The following is a 16642-nucleotide window of genomic DNA, read 5'->3' as shown; positions in this document are numbered from 1 at the left end:
AGCACGGTGCCGCGTCGAGCGGCCAACGCCTTAAAGAACAAGGAAATGGCAAACGGTGACAGACGCCTTAGAGGCCCCGGGTCGGAAAATTGCGGAGAAAGGGCAGCATAATCTTGCATCGCTGACCTACAAAGCCGTGTCCGACATGATCCGGCATCGCCGGCTGAAAGGCGGGCATGTCATCGTTGAGGCAAGGCTTGCCGAGACACTCGGGATTTCGAGGACGCCGTTGCGGGAAGCGCTGCAGAGGTTGGAGGGCGAAGGCCTGGTTCGCAAGGGCGACGGCCGAAACTACGTCGTGCGACAGGTGGACGTCGGCGAGTATCTTCAAAGCTTGAAATTGAGGTTGTTGATCGAACCTGACGCAGCAGTACTGTCGATCAACGCTATTCCGCGACGACTTTTGATGAGCGTCCGGCAGGAAATCCACGACCTTTTGGACGCGACGGCGTATCACACCGACGCACACTGGTTCTCGGACGACAATCTCCATAATATGATCATCGATCATTGCGGCAACGCGGTAATGGCCAAGGTACTACGGGAGCTCCGGGCGACCACGCGTCTCTTCGAAATCGACCGCCTGAAAGATCGCCTGAAGCCGGACTCCACGGAACACCTCGTTATCATCGAGGCGATCGACCGGGGCGACGTCGAGGAAACTCGCCGAGCTGTCGCCCACCACATCGAAAGCTTAATCGCATTTACCCGAATGCATCTACAAGTCGCTGACCTTTAGCGATCGAGTAGACAGTAGGAGCAAGCCCGCTGAAACGATGATGGAGCCTCGGTCAGAGGCTTTGTGTTCGAGTCAAAGTCCTCGATGCCTCGATCAGCCATCTTCTTTTCGCTGGGCATCGCCCGGACCAGAAGACGTCAGCCGGCGATCAAAGCGGCTTCATACACCATCGTCGCGGCGGCAAGATCGGCCAACGCCGTTCCGACCGCCTTGTAGAGAGTGATCTCGTCGTTGGACGTCCGCGCTGGAACATCCCGGCGGCACAGCTCGTCAAGTGTCGCACGCACCGCATCGGCAGAAATGACGCCGGCTCTGATCGGCTGAACCAGATCGCCCGCTTCGTGAAGGGCTTCGTGAGTGTCGATATAGACCGAGGAGCGCCGAAGCGCCTCGTCATCCGCCTCGCGCATCGCCGGGGTGAAGCCGCCGATCAGATCGACATGGGTGCCCGGCCGCAGCCATTCGCCCCGGATAAGCGGTGCTGTCGCCAACGTCGCCGCGCTGACGATATCGGCTTGCCGCGCCGCGGCTTCCAGATCCGGGACGGCAGTGGCCTGGCGCCCCTGTTGCCGGAGGCTCTGCGCCAGCCGTTCCGCACTGACGGGATCGATATCCCAGATATCGACATGCGCGATCGGCCGGACGGCGCGGTAGGCATCGGGTATGAGGCTCGCGACGCGGCCTGCGCCGATCACCAGCAGACGGCGGGCGTCCTGTCGGGCAAGATAGTCCGCAGCAAGGGCCGATGCCGCTACCGTGCGGCGCGCGGTGATCGTGTTTCCGTCAAGGAGCGCAAGCTGCATCCCGGTCCGGCCATCATAGAGCATGTAAGTCGAGGTCAAACCGGGAATGCCGCGTACCGTGTTGCCGGGAAAGACGGTGACGATCTTGATGCCAAGGTAGCGCTCCGACCGATGCGTTTCATGCCAGGCCGGCATCAGAAGCAGCGTCGCATCCGGCTCGCCGCTATTGGCTATCGTGTGGTGATGCCGTACCGGCACAACACAGCCTTCGGCAAATGCTTGCCGCAGGGTCGCGACCAGCGCGCCGAAAGGCAGAAGCTCGCCCGTTGTCCGGGCATCGAGAATACGGATTTGTGTGTCGGTCATCGAAGCGATCTCTCAGGAAGTTCTGACTGCTGGATAAAGCGAGGTCTGTGTGATTGAACGAAAGCCGCGTCGCCGCTGCGCGGCGCACCGGCTTTTCAACCGGCATCGGCCCTTTGGACACTCCGTTGCGATCGGAATGCGGAGCAACTCGGCACCGCTCAGCCAAACGCCGCTTTCTTCTCCAGAATTCTGGCGTATTGCGTAAGCGGATAACACAGGGCGAAGAAGATCACCGCGACGAGACCGTAGACCTTGAAAGGTTCGAAGGTCGCGTTGTTGATGGCGTTCGCGGTTTTCAATAGTTCTTCAAAGCCGAGGATCGAGGCCAGTGCGGTGCTCTTGATCAACTGGACCAAGAACCCGACAGTCGGCGCGCGCGTGATCCGGAAAGCCTGCGGCAAGATGACAAGGCGAAGTTCGAGGAGACGATGCAAGCCCAGGCTGGCTGCGGCGTCCCATTGCCCACGCGGCACCGCCTCGACGCCGCTCCGCCAGATTTCCGCAAGATAAGCGCTAGCATAGAACGTCAGGCCGCAGACGGCGGCGGTCCATGACTCGATCCGGAAGCCGAGCATCGGCAGACCGAAGAACATCAAAAAGAGCTGCATGAGCAGCGGCGTTCCCTGAAACAGGGCAATGTAGCCGGACGCGAAGCTGCGCGGCCAGCGCGTTTTCGATATCCGTGCAGACAGGATCGCCAGGCCAACGATGGCGCCGCCGGCAAAGGCTGCGAGCGAAAGCATAAGGGTCCAGCGTGTCGCGAAGACAAGATTGCGCAGAATGTCCCAGAAGGTGAACTCAATCATGCCAGACCGGCTCCCAGAAAACGGCGTTTTCCGGCGAAAAGGAGCCGGCGAAGTGCGGCGGACATCGAAAGGTAGATCAACGTCGCCACCAGATAGGTCTCGAAGGAGCGGAAGGTGCGCGACTGAAGCAGATCGGCCTCCTGCGCCAGCTCGCGGACGGATATTTGCGAAACCACCGCCGATTCCAGCATCATGATGATGATCTGGCTCGTCAGCGCCGGAAAAATGACGGCGATCGCTTGCGGCAGGATGATTTTGAAGAACACCAGCCGGGGCCTCAGGCCGAGTGCCTGCGCCGCCTCCTTCTGGCCTCTCGGTATGGCATCGAGCCCGGCCCCGACCACCTCGATCGTGTAGGCCGCCATATTGAGGGTCATGGCAAGGACTGCGGCAGAGATCGGATCGAGGCGAATGCCGAGGCTAGGCAAGCCAAAGAAGATGAAGAACAGCTGCACCAGGAATGGCGTATTGCGCATGATTTCCACATACAGGCCGACGACCTTGCGCAACCATGGATAAGGTCCCCGGCGCGCGGCCGCGCCGAGAACGCTGAGAACGATCCCGAGGACCGATGTGGAGGCCGTCAGTGCAAGCGTCGTGCCTGCGCCATAAGCCAGAGCTCCCATTCCGTCCCAAAGCCAATTGAAATCGAGGCTGTATCTCATCGCTTGTCCTTTGGAGCCGGATGATCTGAGCCGGGTCGGCCCGAAATCTCGATCCGCCTCTCAACCAAAGAATTGGAGCATGATGCCACCGCAATCGCTTACAGTTTTCGGCATCATGCTCTGGTGAGTGGGAGGCCGTCTTCGTCAGTCCTTCAGGTTTTCAGGGTTGAGCGGCGCTTTCAGCCAGCTCTTCGAGCTCGCGTCGAGCGAACCATCGGAGATCATTGCGGCGACGCTGTCATTGACAGCCTTCTTCAGGCCTTCCTCGCCCTTGCGGAGCGCGATGTGCGAGGGGGAGCTGAGGAGCTGGAACTTCTGCTCCGGCTTCAGCTCGTCCTGTCGCGCCAGAACCTGCGCACCGACATCGTTGCCGACGACCATCAGCTGCGTCTGGCCGGATATGAAGGCCTGGATGACCGAATTGTAGTTCTCAAAACGCTGGATCGCCGCCGAGCCGGGGGCGGCAGCCGTCAGCGACGTGTCTTCGAGTGTCCCACGATTGACGGCAACGGTCTTGTCGGCAAGGTCTTCCTTGCCGCTCACCTTCAGTGCTGCCGGACCGATGACGGCGATATAGTAGGGGGCGTACGGGGCGGCATAATCGATAACCTCGGCGCGCTCCTTCGAATAGCCGACGCTCATCAGCAGGTCGACGCGGTCGTCGTTCAGGTAGGCGATCCTGTTCTGGCCAGTAACGCTCACGAGATTGAGTTTCACGCCAAGCCCGTCGGCGATCTTCTGGGCGACGTCGACATCATAGCCCTTGATGCTCATATCGGCGCTTGCCGAAGAGAAGGGCGGGAAATCGGAGAAGATGCCGATGTTGATCTCGCCTGCGGCTTTGATATCGGCAAGTTCGTCGGCCTGCGCGGCCCCTGCCAGGATGCCGAACACGGCAATTGCCGCGGTGGCGGTGTAGCGCAATTTCATAAGAGCAGTCATGTCGTTCCCCTTTTTGAGACGTGTTGTGCGACAGGTGATGGATGGCAGCGGGCACGAGGCACGCTGCCGTTGTGGAGCTGGTTCTCAGGTCAGCTTTGTCCTGACCGCGGGACTGAACATCGCGAGGCACAGGAGTTCGAACAGGACCTGCGCGGCGATCTGCGCGGTGTTGGTGGTGTTGTCGTATTGCGGCGCGATTTCCACGACGTCGCCGCCGATGAGGTTGATGCCCTTGAAGCCGCGCAGCAGGGTCAGGGCCTCCCTCGGTTGAAGCCCGCCGACTTCTGGCGTGCCGGTTCCGGGCGCGAAGGCCGGGTCGAGGCTGTCCACGTCGAAACTGAGATAGGTCGGACCGGCGCCGACAACCTCCAGAGCCTTTGCGATCACAGCCTTGAGGCCCATCTCCGCCACCTCTTCCGCATGAATGACGGTCATGCCGGAGGCAAAGGAGAACTCCCAGAGATATTCGCCGCCGCCGCGGATGCCGATCTGGATCGTACGCTTCGGATCGAGCACGCCCGCCAGAACCGCCTCGCGGAAGGGCGCGCCGTGATGGAACTTGGAGCCCTCATAGGGACCAGCGGTGTCGCAATGAGCGTCGATGTGGATCATGCCTACCGGCTGGCTGGCCGCCAGGCCCTTGAGTATGGCGCCGGAGATCGAATGGTCGCCGCCGACCGACAGCGGGATAACCCCGGTTGCCGCGATCATCCGGTAGCAGGCCTCGATGTCGGCATGGCACTCGGCCAGGCCGAACCGGCTGCGCATCGGCACGTCGCCGACATCGGCGACCGTTAGCCCTCCCATCGGCGCGACACGCAGAACATGCTCGTAGGGGCCTACCCGCTCGATCGCCCGGACGGCCCGCGGCCCCAGCCGCGCGCCGGCGCGATTGGTGACGCCGAGATCCATCGGCACGCCGATCAGAGCCACGTCAAGCGCCTCAAGGACCTCGGGCCGCAAGCCGTTCTCGATGAAACGGGCGTCCAGGAAGGTCGCAGGATCGGCGAAGGGCCATTTGCGGCTGTCGCCGTCCTTGAATACGCTCGCCGCCACGGCGCGGAAGTGCGGATCTTCCATCTCTCCGCCTGCAGCGCTGCCGAAGCGCTTTCTCAAGTCCTCCAGAAAATCCCGGTCAATGGTCAAGGCAGGCTCCCGCGGTATTGATGCTGCCATCATCATCGGCGCCGCCCGCTTCTCTTGGAACCGCGAAAATTCGAGAGGGGATATAACGATTATTGATAGGCGAGGTCCGCCGAGGCTCCGCGATGTCGGTAGCGCGCTCATCGAGATATTCAGAAAACTTTATAACCCGGCGAGAATTTTCCCACTACCGCGGTTGGCAACCTCCAAGCAGTCTCCGATGCGAACGGTCCAGCAGAGGGCCGACAACAAAGGGAACCTACGATGTTGCACGATATGACACGCCGCCGCTTCCTCGGATCCGCCGCTGCCGCGGGGATTGCCGGCACGATGACCGGGTTTGCGAGATCCGCCGCAGCCGGCAGCGGCAATCTCACCGCTGTCGAATGGGGCGGCGATGTCGTCGAAGCCATGAAGCAGATTGCCGCCGACCAGAATGCGGCGACATTCAACTGGGTTCTTCATCAGGGCGGCGCGGGCGCGATCCTGCCAAAGATCAAGGCCGTCTGGCCGAATGTCGACTACGACTACGTCGCCGGCTGGGAAGGCTCATTCAACAGCATGGTGAAGGAGGATTGGCTCGAGACCATCAAACCTGCCGATATTCCCAACCTTGCGAATATTCCCGAGAAAATCATCATTCGTGATGGCAAGGGCAATATCAAAGCGGTCCCACGCGCAGTTGGTGGCATGTATTTCGGTGCGCGAACCGACACGGCTCCTATCGCTGTGAAGACCATCGATGATCTGCTGAGCCCCGATCTTAAGGGCGCGATCTGCTGGCCGGGCCCGACACAGAGCATGATGCTCCAGATCGTCGCGCTCGCCCTTCACGCTGGCGGCAGTGAAACGAATATGGAACCTGGATGGAAGCTCATGACGGAATTGGCGAAATCCGGCAATATCGGCCGCGTCGCCATCACCGATATCGATTTCACCAATTCGCTGACGTCGGGCGAGACCTCCGTCGGCTTCTTCGCTGAGCCCGGCTGGGCGGCCGTGGCGAAGAACTTCCCGGTTACTCGTTTCACCAAGGACAGCAATTTCAAGGCCTTCCTCTACCAGAGCGGTTTCGGCGTACTGAAGAATAGACCGAACACCAAGGCAACACTCGATTTCGTCAACTTCGCGATCAGTCCGGACATGAACTCGCTCTACGCCAAGGTGGCGGGCGAAGCGCCGTTGAACAGCAAGGCGGTCACGCCCGACAATCTCAAGCATCTGTCCTTCACGTCGGACGAGTTTTCGAGCTTCGTCTATGTGCCGGACTACAATGTCGTTCTCGAACAGCAGGATGCCTGGTCCAAACGCTGGGAACAGGACATCGCCCCGTTGCTCTAAAGCGCGTCGCGATCTTTCAGATTCGCTCCTTGCGCTTTAAGTCTTTGTTTTTACGCATGTCGTTATCGCAAAACCGCTGCACACTTTTGCGCGACATGCTCTAAGGCACCTCGCGGCAGGTTGTCGAAGGCGCGACGCGGGCTTCGATGACCTCCCTTTCTCATGGCCCGTAAGGGCGAGGAAAAGGCTGTTCCACCATGACCAAGGTAAGGCGGCAACCCGTTGCCATTTCTATTCCTGATCGCCGAGATGCGGCCCTGACGCTCGGGCCAGCCCTCCTGGTGTTCGCATTCGGTTTTCTGTCACCGCTAATCAATCTGGCAATCGAAAGCTTGAAGGAGTTTACGCCGGGGCGCGTCGGTTCCGTTGAAAATGCCGCGGCAACGGTCCAAAACTATTACGAGCTTGCAAACCAGGCGTTTGCGAGTGTCCTGCTGACGACCTTCTGGATCGGTGGAGTTGCCGCGATCATCGGCCAGCTTGTGGCATTCCCGCTGGCCTACTTCATCGTGCGGCGCATTTCCCCGCGGATGCGGGCGCTCACCCTCGGCTTTTTGATTACGCTCGTTCTATCCAGCGTTCTGATCAAGACATACGCGATCGAACTGACCTTCGGGTCGGTCGGCATCTTCCGACCCCTCCTCTTGACACTTGGCCTTTCGCCCAACAGCCGCGAATATATCAATATCGTCGTTACTGCGGGTCTGGTTCACTCGATCATACCGGTCGCAACGCTAACGCTGATTGGCGCGATGCAATCGATCGATCCGCGTCTGCTCGATGCAGCCCAGTCGCTCGGCGCGCCGGGATGGAAAGCCCATCTGTCGATCACGCTTCCCTTAAGCTTCCCGGCTCTGATCTCAAGCACTCTTGTCTCGCTGACTTTCGCAATCAGCGCCTTCGTCATTCCCATGGTGCTCGGGAGGGGCCGGGTGCTTTTCATATCGAACGTCATCTACACCCGGTTCAGCGATATCGCCAACTATCCGAGCGGCGCGGCGATCTCGCTCGTCATGCTTGCCGCGGCCTTGGCGGTCGTCGCTGTCATAACGTTTGCGCAGGCCTGGAAGGTTTCCCGATGAGCAGACAGTCTCTTGCAGCGCGAACCGGAGACCGGATCGCCGTTTCCCTTGCCTACGGCGTCATCGGCCTTGGATTGGCGTTCCTCGCCATCCCGTTGGTGATAACATGCCTCATGGCCTTCGACGCCAGGACCTACCTCGGTCCACTGCCGCCACCTGCCTTGTCGCTTCACTGGTTCGAACGGCTCGTCTCTCAGGCGGATATCCTTACCAGCCTACGCACCAGCCTCATCTTGGCGGTATTCACGACGGTTCTGTCCGTCACGATCGGAACTGCGGCGGCTGTCGGCCTTGCCCGTGGCAATTTTCCAGGAAAGGCAGCGCTGACATCGGCCTTTCTCTCGCCACTCATCGTTCCGCCGGTCGTCATTGGATTCGGCCTGCTGCTTTTCCTTTCCAAGGCCGGTATCACAAATGGTATGGCGCGCCTGCTCCTCGGCCACGTGATCGTGACGTTGCCCTATTGCATAAGGACCAGTCTCGCCAGCCTTCTCGGCAGCGACCAACGATTGACGGAAGCCGCAATGGTTCTCGGCGCCACCGAGCGCCAGGCCTTCTGGACCATTACCCTACCGCTCATGCGGACCGGCGTCGTTACCGGCGCCATCTTCGCCTTCGCAATTTCGATAGATGACGTATCGATCAGTCTTTTTCTGAGCGATCCGTCCGCCACGACCTTGCCTGTTACGCTGGTCAGCAACATGCGCGCGGCTTTCGATCTGACGATCGCCGCGGCGGCCGTGGTCCTGATTGCCGTCACCGCGTTGCTGATCGTTGTGCTGGACCGTGTTGTCGGCTTCGACACTGTCGTCGGTCAGGGTTTGTTTCGTTCATGAGGACAATACGATGATTTCTGCCGTGGAATTTCAAGGGGTCAGCAAGCGCTTCGGCGAAACGGTCGCCCTCGGTAATATCTCCTTCTCGGTGAACCCGGGTGAAACAATCGCACTGCTTGGACCGAGCGGCTGCGGCAAGACCACCATTCTTCGGCTCATTGCCGGATTCGAGCGGCCCGACAAAGGCTCGATCTTGATCGACGGCGAGCCGATGGCCGGATTGAAACCCTATGAGCGGAATGTCGGGCTGCTGTTCCAGCACTATGCACTTTTCCCGCATATGACCGTCGAACAGAACATCGGTTACGGACTTCGCCATCGCAACCATCCGCCGGGGCAAATACCGCGCCGCATTGCCGAGATGCTTGAGCTCGTCCGGCTCGTCGGTTTCGGACAGCGGCGGCCGCACCAGTTGAGCGGCGGCCAGCAGCAGCGTGTTGCGCTTGCGCGGGCGCTCGCCACCCATCCGAGCCTTGTTCTTCTGGATGAGCCCCTGTCGGCCCTCGACGCCAAACTTCGTCATGAGCTGCGCACCGAATTGAAGGATGTGCTCGCCGCGGTCGGCTCGACCGCCATCGTGGTAACCCACGACCAGGAGGAGGCGATGAGCCTGGGGGAGCGCATATTCGTGATGAACCGTGGAGCAATCATGCAATCCGGCAAGCCAGATGATGTGTATTGGCGCCCAGACTCGCGTTTCGTCGCGGATTTCATGGGTCGGACGAATTGGATTCACGGCTCGATTTCGGCCGCGGGCGGAACGGCCGGCAAATTTCGCTCCGAATCCGGCTGGGAGTTTCCGGTCGCGTCCAGGGGAAGCCTTTCAGGGGCCGCCGAGATTTGCGTGAGGCCGGAAAGCGTCGAGATATCGTCCGGCGCTCCGGGTGCCGGGGCCATGCCCGGACGCGTTGCCGACGTTGTGACACTCGGTGCCTTCAGGCATATCGTTCTGGACCTCGTCAGTGGCGACCGGATAATCTCGGCTTGCCCGAACCGTCCAGACATAGCCTTCGTTCGCGGGCAGGAGATCAGCGTTTCCATTCCCCCCGAGGCATGCGTTCTCTTCGCGCGGTAAGCTGGCATTGACCGGGCGCAGCTTGCACAGCGCCCCGGCTAAGGATCGCCAGTTGCCGGAAGAACCTGGTTCGTCCAATATCCGCTTATAGGCAGAGAGGCCCTCGGCTCTCCAGCGCCACAAAGTATGGAATGCGGCTTCTGATGCTTGATCTTGATTCCTATCTGCTTCGTGCATTTCTGACCGTCGCGGAGATCGGCACCGTCAATGGAGCAGCCGTCAAGCTGAACAGAACGCAGGCCGCCGTGAGCATGCAGATCCGCAAGCTGGAGGAGCTTGTCGGCGTTACGCTGTTTTCGCGTTCGTCAAAAGGCCTCGAGCTCACGAGCCATGGGCAGATCATGCTGGCTTATGCCCGCGAAATGGTCGCCCTCAGCGACGAGGTCGAGAAAAGGCTGACAGGCAAGATGATCGAGGACCGCATTCGCCTCGGCGTCGTTGAGGACTTCGCAGCCGGCCACCTGATCGACATTCTTAGTGACTTCAGAGCCCAAAACCCGAAGGTCGATATCGACATCATTGTCGAGCCGAATCGCCGCCTCGCCAACCTGTTCGAAGACGGGAAGCTGGATCTCGTGGTTTGCGACATCACCTGCCTCGCGCGAAAACCGACCCTGATCTGGACCGAATATTTGATGTGGACGGTCAGATCCGACTTTGTGGCGGATGCCGAAAAACCGCTTCCGATCATTATGTTCGAGGAGGAGTGTCCCTGGACGCTCCCGACGCTTGCGGCCCTGTCCCAGCGGAACGTCAAGTGGAAGACGGCGTGCGTCGCATCGACGCTGGTGGCCATGGCGACCGCGGTTCGCGTCGGTATCGGTATCGCGCCAATGATGCTCAACACGAAACCGGAGGGCTGCCGGACGCTTGACCGATCGGCGGACCTGCCCGGTCCAGTGCGCATCGAAATCGGTCTGTATGCTCAATCCGAGACGGCCGAAGGTGCGCGCTATCTTGTGGACTTCATTTCGCGGCATACGGCCATATTGTCCAGCTAGAGCTTTTCCTGGTCAGAATGCTGCAAGCTGACCAGGAAAGGCTCTAGGAGCGTTCAGCTTCCATTATATCGGGTCAATTTAATTCCCTCTACCGAAGTGGCGAGCGAAGCCCCACAGTGATCGGATGAAGGGTCGACGACCCAATCTCAAGCATTCATGGAAGTCTGCGAATACGATGATGGGGCAAGCCAAAGTTGACGAAACTCTCCTCGCAGATGCCGCCTATCTGCCCGGCCAGGTCGCAAACCTCACGAGGGGAGCGAGCGTGACGGCGCAAACCAACGAAATATTGGAGCGCATCAATGACATGCTGCTACGCGAAGGTACCGACAAGTCAGAGATCATTCTCGTCAATATTTGGCTCAGGGACCTTGCCTCATTCGAGGAAATGAACAGAGCCTGGGATGCTTGGATGCCGGATAGCGGAACGCCACGGCGGGCAACGTTTGAGGACAGGAATCTCCCGCCGATGTGCGCCATCCGTATTGACGTAGCCGCGTCGCGAAAGAGTGAGGCCGGGCAAATTTGAGCCGCCTGTATTCGTCGTCTTCATATTCTTGTCAGCGAAGCCGGAAGTGCTCTTGAAGCAGGACGGTCTACATTTCGTCGAGGTGACGGATGTTTTGCGACCTTTTGTGATCAAGAGATGATGTAACCGGGAAGGTAAGGCAAAGAGCTGCCTCGGAATTTGCTGCAGAATTCCGGACTTTCGGCATCATGCCCTAAGGCCGGATAACGCAGACATTTGCCTCATAGGCGCAGGGATCGTCCTGCACGGCGACGTCGATGACCTTCGCCTTCGGTGCCAGTTGCTCAGATCGTGCGGGGGGATAGAAGCCATAGCCGTCGACATAGGTTCCGCCATCGGCCTGATAGACATAGGAAGAGCCGGCATAAGTGTCGCCGCCGCCACTACCGTGCGCCTGGGGCACGACGACGATGAGATTGTTGCGGGCGACGCGATTGGTCGCCGGCGATGAAAACTGATTCAGGAACGGCATCCGTTCTTTGCGGTTCCGATATCGATAGGCGTTGTCGAAACGGATGCCGCGATCGCGCCAGCCGATACGTTCGCCGAGGAATAATCCGCCGTGGAAAGCGTGACGATGGCCGGGAAAGCGATGATCGTTGCGGCGGTCGCCGGCTTCGGCGGGAAGTGCAGCAAGCGCGGACAGGGCAATCAGGGCGACTGCGGACAGACTGCGAAACATGGGTGGCCGGCCTCCGGAATTCCGATCCCTAACAAATCGTTAACGCCAGATTGCGCCAAAAGCCGAAGCTTGTCCATTCAGGTCGGACAACCGGCCCAAAATTTGAGCGGAAAAGACCAGTTTCTTTAGCCTGCAAACTTCCGGGTAACGCGAATCGATTAAATTAAAAGCAGACAGCGATTGTGCTTGTCGTCGGCGTTCCCGGTGATTAAACGTCGCAATTGATGCAACGCACACAGAGAATTTTGTCATTCGTGTGGTTGACTGAGCATGCTCCGAAATCCGGGAGCGCAGAGAAGCCGCCGCGAGGTTCTGATGGCGAACGTGACAAATAACCGGCCCCTATCGCCGCATCTGCAAATCTACAAGCCTATTCCCACCATGGTCATGTCCATCGTTCACCGCATTACCGGTGGCGCGCTGTATGTCGGCACGCTGCTCGTCGCCTGGTGGCTGATCGCGGCGGCAAGCGGCCAGAGCTCCTACGACTGGGCCAACTGGGTGCTCGGCAGCCTTCTCGGCAAGCTCGTGCTTCTCGGCTATACTTGGGCGCTGCTGCACCACATGCTCGGTGGCTTCCGCCACTTCATGTGGGATCTCGGCTATGGCTTCGGGAAAGAGTTCTCGACCAAGCTCGCCATCGCCAACATTATCGGGTCGCTCTGTCTGACCATGCTGGTCTGGGTGATCGGCTTCCTCATTCGCTTCTGAAGGTCCTCTCATGGATATGCGCACCCCCCTCGGCAAGGTTCGCGGGCTCGGCTCCGCCAAGGACGGCACGGACCATTTCTGGCGCCAGCGGCTGACGGCCGTCGCCAATGTTCCGCTCATCCTCTTCTTCGTTATCTTCATGCTCGCCTATGCCGGCGCGCCCTATGCGGATGTGGTTCGCGCCTTGTCGAACCCGTTCGTCGCGGTCGTCATGGGGCTGATGGTGATTTCGGGCGTCATTCACATGAAGCTCGGCATGCAGGTCATCATCGAGGATTACGTGCATGGCGAGTTCGGCAAGATCGTTCTCCTGATGCTGAACACGTTTTTTGCGATCCTGATCGCCGGCCTCTGTCTCTTCGCCATTCTGAAAATCGCATTCGTAGGATAAGCTGACATGGCACCGACTTCACCCGCCCAGAATGGCAAGGCCTACAAGTATGTCGACCACTCCTACGACGTGATCGTCGTCGGCGCCGGCGGCGCCGGTCTGCGCGCCACGCTCGGCATGGCCGAGCAGGGTTTCCGCACGGCCTGCATCACCAAAGTATTCCCGACCCGCTCGCATACGGTCGCGGCCCAGGGCGGCATCGCCGCCTCGCTGCGCAACATGACCCCGGATAGCTGGCAGTGGCACCTCTACGACACCGTCAAGGGTTCCGACTGGCTCGGCGACGTCGATGCCATGCAGTATCTCACCATGGAAGCGCCGAAGGCGGTCTATGAGCTCGAGCATTATGGCGTGCCGTTCTCGCGCAACGAGGAAGGCAAGATCTATCAGCGCCCGTTCGGCGGCCACATGCAGAATTACGGCGAAGGCCCGCCGGTACAGCGCACCTGCGCCGTTGCCGACCGTACCGGCCATGCCATCCTGCATACGCTCTACGGCCAGTCGCTGCGCAACAATGCCGAATTCTTCATCGAGTATTTCGCGCTCGACCTGATCATGTCGGAAGACGGCAGCCGCTGCACCGGCGTCGTCGCCTGGTGCCTCGATGACGGTACGATCCATCGCTTCGCCGCCAAGATGGTGGTGCTGGCGACCGGCGGCTACGGCCGCGCCTATTTCTCGGCAACGTCCGCCCATACCTGCACCGGCGACGGCGGCGGCATGGTGGCGCGTGCCGGCCTGCCGCTGCAGGACATGGAATTCGTTCAATTCCATCCGACCGGCATCTACGGTTCAGGCTGTCTGATCACCGAAGGCGCGCGCGGCGAAGGCGGTTACCTCGTCAACTCCGAGGGCGAGCGCTTCATGGAGCGCTACGCCCCTTCGGCCAAGGACCTTGCCTCGCGCGACGTCGTTTCGCGCTGCATGACGCTGGAAATCCGCGAAGGCCGCGGTGTCGGCAAGAACAAGGACCACATCTTCCTGCATCTCGACCATCTCGATCCGGCGGTGCTTCATGAACGCCTGCCGGGGATTTCCGAGAGCGCCAAGATCTTCGCCGGCGTCGACGTCACGCGCGAGCCGATCCCGGTTCTGCCGACCGTTCACTACAATATGGGCGGCATTCCCACGAATTATTGGGGCGAAGTGCTGAACGCCGACAGCGCCAATCCGGAACGGATCATCCCCGGCCTGATGGCTGTCGGTGAAGCCGGCTGTGCCTCGGTGCACGGCGCCAACCGTCTCGGCTCCAACTCGCTGATCGACCTCGTGGTCTTCGGCCGCGCCGCCGCGATCCGTGCCGGCGAGGTCATCGACCGCGCAGCGCCGATCCCACATCTTAACGTCGCAGCCTGCGACAGGATCATGGACCGCTTCGACGGTCTGCGTCATGCCAGCGGCGGCACGCCGACGGCGGAACTGCGCGAGAAGATGCAGCGCGCCATGCAGGAAGACGCCGCCGTCTTCCGCACGCAGGAATCGTTGGAATCGGGCTGCCAGCGCATCTCGGCAATCTGGGGCGAGATGAAGGACATCAAGGTCACCGACCGCTCGATGATCTGGAACTCCGACCTCGTGGAAACGCTTGAGCTGCAGAACCTGATGGCCAACGCCATCACGACGATCTACGGCGCCGAGGCCCGCAAGGAGAGCCGCGGTTCGCATGCACGCGAAGACTATACCGAGGGTGCATTCGCCGGTCGCGACGACGTCAACTGGCGCAAGCACACGCTCGCCTGGGTGAGCGAAGCAGGCGAGGTCAAGCTCGACTACCGGCCGGTCCATACCGAGCTCATTGCCGAAGGCATCGATCCGCACAAGATCGAGCCGAAGGCTCGCGTGTACTGATCTCAAGAGGAACCGGACATGGTTGAACTCGCTCTCCCCAAGAATTCTCAGATGCGCGAAGGCAAGGTCTGGCCGAAGCCGGCTGGCGCCAAGAACACCCGCGAATTCCGCGTCTACCGCTGGAGCCCCGATGACGGTCAGAACCCGTCTATCGATACCTTCTATATCGATGTCGACGATTGCGGGCCTATGGTGCTCGACGGTCTGCTCTACATCAAGAACAAGATCGACCCGACGCTGACGCTGCGCCGCTCCTGTCGCGAGGGCATCTGCGGCTCCTGCGCGATGAATATCGACGGCACGAACACGCTCGCCTGCACCAAAGGCCTCGACGATATCAAGGGCGCGGTGAAGATCTATCCGCTGCCGCATCTGCCCGTCGTCAAGGATCTGGTTCCGGACCTCACCAACTTCTATGCCCAGCATCGTTCGATCGAGCCATGGCTGAAGACGGTGTCGCCGGCGCCGGCCAAGGAATGGAAGCAGAGCCATGAGGACCGGCAGAAGCTGGACGGCCTCTATGAATGCATCCTCTGCGCCTGCTGCTCGACCTCCTGTCCGAGCTACTGGTGGAACGGCGACCGCTATCTCGGTCCGGCCGTTCTGCTGCAGGCCTATCGCTGGCTGATCGATTCCAGAGACGAGGCGACCGGCGAGCGCCTCGACAATCTCGAGGATCCATTCCGCCTCTATCGCTGCCACACGATCATGAACTGTGCGCAGACCTGCCCGAAGGGCCTCAACCCGGCCAAGGCTATCGCCGAAATCAAGAAGATGATGGTCGAGCGCCGGGTTTGATCAGCGTGCATACCAATGGCGGAATCGAGGGCTTCGATCCCGAAGCCGTCACAGAGATCAGGTCGCGGCTTGCCTCGGTGCGCGAACAGGGCATCCGCATCGGTTTTGCGATCGAAAGTGGTAGCCGCGCCTGGGGCTTTCCATCTCCCGACAGCGATTATGATTGTCGCTTTGTCTACATCCGTCCCGTCGAACATCATCTTGCTCTTGTTTCGGCGCGCGATGTCATCGAGTTCCCGATCATTGGCGATATCGATACCGGCGGCTGGGATCTCAGAAAGGCGTTGCGGCTTGCGCTCAAGGGAAACGCCGTGGTGGTCGAATGGCTGAAATCGCCGATCGCCTACGAAGAGGAAGCTGGTTTTCGCTCCCGTCTCGGCGCGTTTCTTGATCACGTCATGGTGCCGGAGAAGGTCGCTGCGCATTATGTCGGACTTATGCGGCGGCATTTTCAAAGCCCCGGCGAAGACGTGATCAAGCTGAAGACGCTGCTCTATGCCCTGCGTCCGGCCATCGCGCTCGAATGGATGCGGCAGCGTTCATATCGCGTGCTACCGCCGATGAATATGCTGGAATGCCTTGAGACGATCTCCATCGCGCCGGAACTTCGGGCAGCGATACTCGATCTCGTGCATGTCAAGAAGCAGACGCGCGAAATGGGTGTGGGCCTGCCACCGGCACTGGTGCAAGTGTTCCTGCAGGGCGCGCTGGAGCGCTATTCCGAGACATTGCGCGAGTTCGACAGGGATCCTGACAGAGATGAACGCGCGCAACACCTTGCTGACAAATTCTATGTGCAGGAAGTTTTGCAGCGGGACAGTTGAACTGTATCGTTTTTCGGTTAGTTGTTGTCACGGGCAATTTATGCAGCACGACTTGATTAACCAAAGCGAGTTACGATAATCGGACTTGTCTCACGCCCGTTTCTCTACGGCGATAGCCGA

18 protein-coding genes are annotated in these 16642 nt (G+C 60.1%); 12 read left to right on the top strand and 6 right to left on the bottom strand.

Annotated features, from left to right (window positions below; translation table 11 throughout):
* Positions 1–55 precede the first annotated feature (55 nt).
* Positions 56–739, top strand: a complete 684-nt coding sequence (locus tag ELH03_RS20235; protein WP_018243919.1) for a GntR family transcriptional regulator — start codon at positions 56–58, stop codon at positions 737–739.
* Positions 740–876: 137 nt separating this feature from the next.
* On the opposite strand, the gene lhpI is transcribed toward ELH03_RS20235, so the two are convergent.
* The 5 genes from lhpI to speB form a co-directional block, all read right to left on the bottom strand.
* Positions 877–1848, bottom strand: coding sequence for a bifunctional Delta(1)-pyrroline-2-carboxylate/Delta(1)-piperideine-2-carboxylate reductase (gene lhpI / locus ELH03_RS20230; RefSeq protein ID WP_128411835.1), 972 nt, complete (start codon positions 1846–1848; stop codon positions 877–879).
* Positions 1849–2006: 158 nt separating this feature from the next.
* Positions 2007–2654, bottom strand: a complete 648-nt coding sequence (locus ELH03_RS20225; RefSeq protein WP_018243905.1) for an amino acid ABC transporter permease — start codon at positions 2652–2654, stop codon at positions 2007–2009.
* A complete protein-coding gene (locus ELH03_RS20220; RefSeq protein WP_128400328.1) occupies positions 2651–3319 on the bottom strand; it encodes an amino acid ABC transporter permease in 669 nt (222 codons plus the stop codon). The genes ELH03_RS20225 and ELH03_RS20220 overlap by 4 nt, the downstream gene beginning before the upstream one ends.
* A gap of 144 nt (positions 3320–3463) precedes the next feature.
* The gene (locus tag ELH03_RS20215; protein ID WP_105007596.1) at positions 3464–4261 is read right to left on the bottom strand and encodes a transporter substrate-binding domain-containing protein; all 798 of its coding nucleotides are present in this window, start codon (positions 4259–4261) and stop codon (positions 3464–3466) included.
* Positions 4262–4345: 84 nt separating this feature from the next.
* Positions 4346–5407 carry an agmatinase gene (gene speB, locus ELH03_RS20210; RefSeq protein ID WP_027682552.1) on the bottom strand — a complete coding sequence of 354 codons (1062 nt, stop codon included), beginning with the start codon at positions 5405–5407 and terminating at the stop codon, positions 4346–4348.
* Positions 5408–5668: 261 nt separating this feature from the next.
* Here speB and ELH03_RS20205 point away from each other — a divergent pair, with 261 nt between their 5' ends.
* The 6 genes from ELH03_RS20205 (at position 5669) to ELH03_RS20180 (ending at position 11268) form a co-directional block, all read left to right on the top strand.
* Positions 5669–6745, top strand: a complete 1077-nt coding sequence (locus ELH03_RS20205; RefSeq protein ID WP_130766596.1) for an extracellular solute-binding protein — start codon at positions 5669–5671, stop codon at positions 6743–6745.
* A 197-nt stretch (positions 6746–6942) separates the two neighbouring features.
* Complete coding sequence (locus ELH03_RS20200) at positions 6943–7827, top strand: ABC transporter permease (protein ID WP_027682554.1); 885 nt, start codon at positions 6943–6945, stop codon at positions 7825–7827.
* Entirely contained in the window at positions 7824–8663 is an 840-nt protein-coding gene (locus ELH03_RS20195; protein ID WP_128411832.1) for an ABC transporter permease, read from the top strand. Before ELH03_RS20200 ends, ELH03_RS20195 begins: the two co-directional genes overlap by 4 nt.
* Positions 8664–8673: 10 nt before the next feature.
* Positions 8674–9738 (top strand): ABC transporter ATP-binding protein, encoded by a 1065-nt coding sequence (locus ELH03_RS20190; RefSeq protein ID WP_130659339.1) that lies wholly within the window; start codon positions 8674–8676, stop codon positions 9736–9738.
* Positions 9739–9869: 131 nt separating this feature from the next.
* Entirely contained in the window at positions 9870–10739 is an 870-nt protein-coding gene (locus ELH03_RS20185; protein WP_027682557.1) for a LysR substrate-binding domain-containing protein, read from the top strand.
* Positions 10740–10914: 175 nt separating this feature from the next.
* Positions 10915–11268 carry a RidA family protein gene (locus tag ELH03_RS20180; RefSeq protein ID WP_128411830.1) on the top strand — a complete coding sequence of 118 codons (354 nt, stop codon included), beginning with the start codon at positions 10915–10917 and terminating at the stop codon, positions 11266–11268.
* Positions 11269–11461: 193 nt separating this feature from the next.
* Here ELH03_RS20180 and ELH03_RS20175 read toward each other — a convergent pair whose 3' ends face one another.
* A complete protein-coding gene (locus tag ELH03_RS20175; RefSeq protein ID WP_128411829.1) occupies positions 11462–11950 on the bottom strand; it encodes a hypothetical protein in 489 nt (162 codons plus the stop codon).
* A gap of 315 nt (positions 11951–12265) precedes the next feature.
* Between ELH03_RS20175 and sdhC the strand changes: the two genes are divergently transcribed.
* The 5 genes from sdhC to ELH03_RS20150 are packed head-to-tail and all read left to right on the top strand — an operon-like array spanning position 12266 to position 16522.
* Positions 12266–12661, top strand: a complete 396-nt coding sequence (gene sdhC, locus ELH03_RS20170; protein WP_128400321.1) for a succinate dehydrogenase, cytochrome b556 subunit — start codon at positions 12266–12268, stop codon at positions 12659–12661.
* 10 nt (positions 12662–12671) lie between these two features.
* Positions 12672–13052 carry a succinate dehydrogenase, hydrophobic membrane anchor protein gene (sdhD, locus tag ELH03_RS20165; protein ID WP_018448193.1) on the top strand — a complete coding sequence of 127 codons (381 nt, stop codon included), beginning with the start codon at positions 12672–12674 and terminating at the stop codon, positions 13050–13052.
* Positions 13053–13058: 6 nt separating this feature from the next.
* A complete protein-coding gene (sdhA, locus tag ELH03_RS20160; RefSeq protein WP_128400320.1) occupies positions 13059–14900 on the top strand; it encodes a succinate dehydrogenase flavoprotein subunit in 1842 nt (613 codons plus the stop codon).
* 18 nt (positions 14901–14918) lie between these two features.
* Complete coding sequence (locus tag ELH03_RS20155; RefSeq protein WP_003567268.1) at positions 14919–15698, top strand: succinate dehydrogenase iron-sulfur subunit; 780 nt, start codon at positions 14919–14921, stop codon at positions 15696–15698.
* A gap of 5 nt (positions 15699–15703) precedes the next feature.
* Entirely contained in the window at positions 15704–16522 is an 819-nt protein-coding gene (locus ELH03_RS20150) for a nucleotidyltransferase domain-containing protein (RefSeq protein WP_233942487.1), read from the top strand.
* Positions 16523–16642 lie beyond the last annotated feature (120 nt).

The sequence above is a fragment of the Rhizobium beringeri genome (assembly GCF_004306515.1).
GTDB lineage: Bacteria > Pseudomonadota > Alphaproteobacteria > Rhizobiales > Rhizobiaceae > Rhizobium > Rhizobium beringeri.
The sequence above is the reverse complement of the archived record's forward strand: the minus strand, read 5'-3'. Positions and strand labels throughout refer to the sequence as shown.

What these genes read in the sequence shown, in the direction of transcription:
- lhpI (WP_128411835.1), bottom strand. Translation starts at nt 1,848, where the DNA reads ATGACCGACACACAAATCCGTATTCTCGATGCCCGGACAACGGGCGAG.
- ELH03_RS20225 (WP_018243905.1), bottom strand. Translation starts at nt 2,654, where the DNA reads ATGATTGAGTTCACCTTCTGGGACATTCTGCGCAATCTTGTCTTCGCG.
- ELH03_RS20220 (WP_128400328.1), bottom strand. Translation starts at nt 3,319, where the DNA reads ATGAGATACAGCCTCGATTTCAATTGGCTTTGGGACGGAATGGGAGCT.
- ELH03_RS20215 (WP_105007596.1), bottom strand. Translation starts at nt 4,261, where the DNA reads ATGACTGCTCTTATGAAATTGCGCTACACCGCCACCGCGGCAATTGCC.
- ELH03_RS20205 (WP_130766596.1), top strand. Translation starts at nt 5,669, where the DNA reads ATGTTGCACGATATGACACGCCGCCGCTTCCTCGGATCCGCCGCTGCC.
- ELH03_RS20200 (WP_027682554.1), top strand. Translation starts at nt 6,943, where the DNA reads ATGACCAAGGTAAGGCGGCAACCCGTTGCCATTTCTATTCCTGATCGC.
- ELH03_RS20195 (WP_128411832.1), top strand. Translation starts at nt 7,824, where the DNA reads ATGAGCAGACAGTCTCTTGCAGCGCGAACCGGAGACCGGATCGCCGTT.
- ELH03_RS20190 (WP_130659339.1), top strand. Translation starts at nt 8,674, where the DNA reads ATGATTTCTGCCGTGGAATTTCAAGGGGTCAGCAAGCGCTTCGGCGAA.
- ELH03_RS20185 (WP_027682557.1), top strand. Translation starts at nt 9,870, where the DNA reads ATGCGGCTTCTGATGCTTGATCTTGATTCCTATCTGCTTCGTGCATTT.
- ELH03_RS20180 (WP_128411830.1), top strand. Translation starts at nt 10,915, where the DNA reads ATGATGGGGCAAGCCAAAGTTGACGAAACTCTCCTCGCAGATGCCGCC.
- ELH03_RS20175 (WP_128411829.1), bottom strand. Translation starts at nt 11,950, where the DNA reads ATGTTTCGCAGTCTGTCCGCAGTCGCCCTGATTGCCCTGTCCGCGCTT.
- sdhC (WP_128400321.1), top strand. Translation starts at nt 12,266, where the DNA reads ATGGCGAACGTGACAAATAACCGGCCCCTATCGCCGCATCTGCAAATC.
- sdhD (WP_018448193.1), top strand. Translation starts at nt 12,672, where the DNA reads ATGGATATGCGCACCCCCCTCGGCAAGGTTCGCGGGCTCGGCTCCGCC.
- sdhA (WP_128400320.1), top strand. Translation starts at nt 13,059, where the DNA reads ATGGCACCGACTTCACCCGCCCAGAATGGCAAGGCCTACAAGTATGTC.
- ELH03_RS20155 (WP_003567268.1), top strand. Translation starts at nt 14,919, where the DNA reads ATGGTTGAACTCGCTCTCCCCAAGAATTCTCAGATGCGCGAAGGCAAG.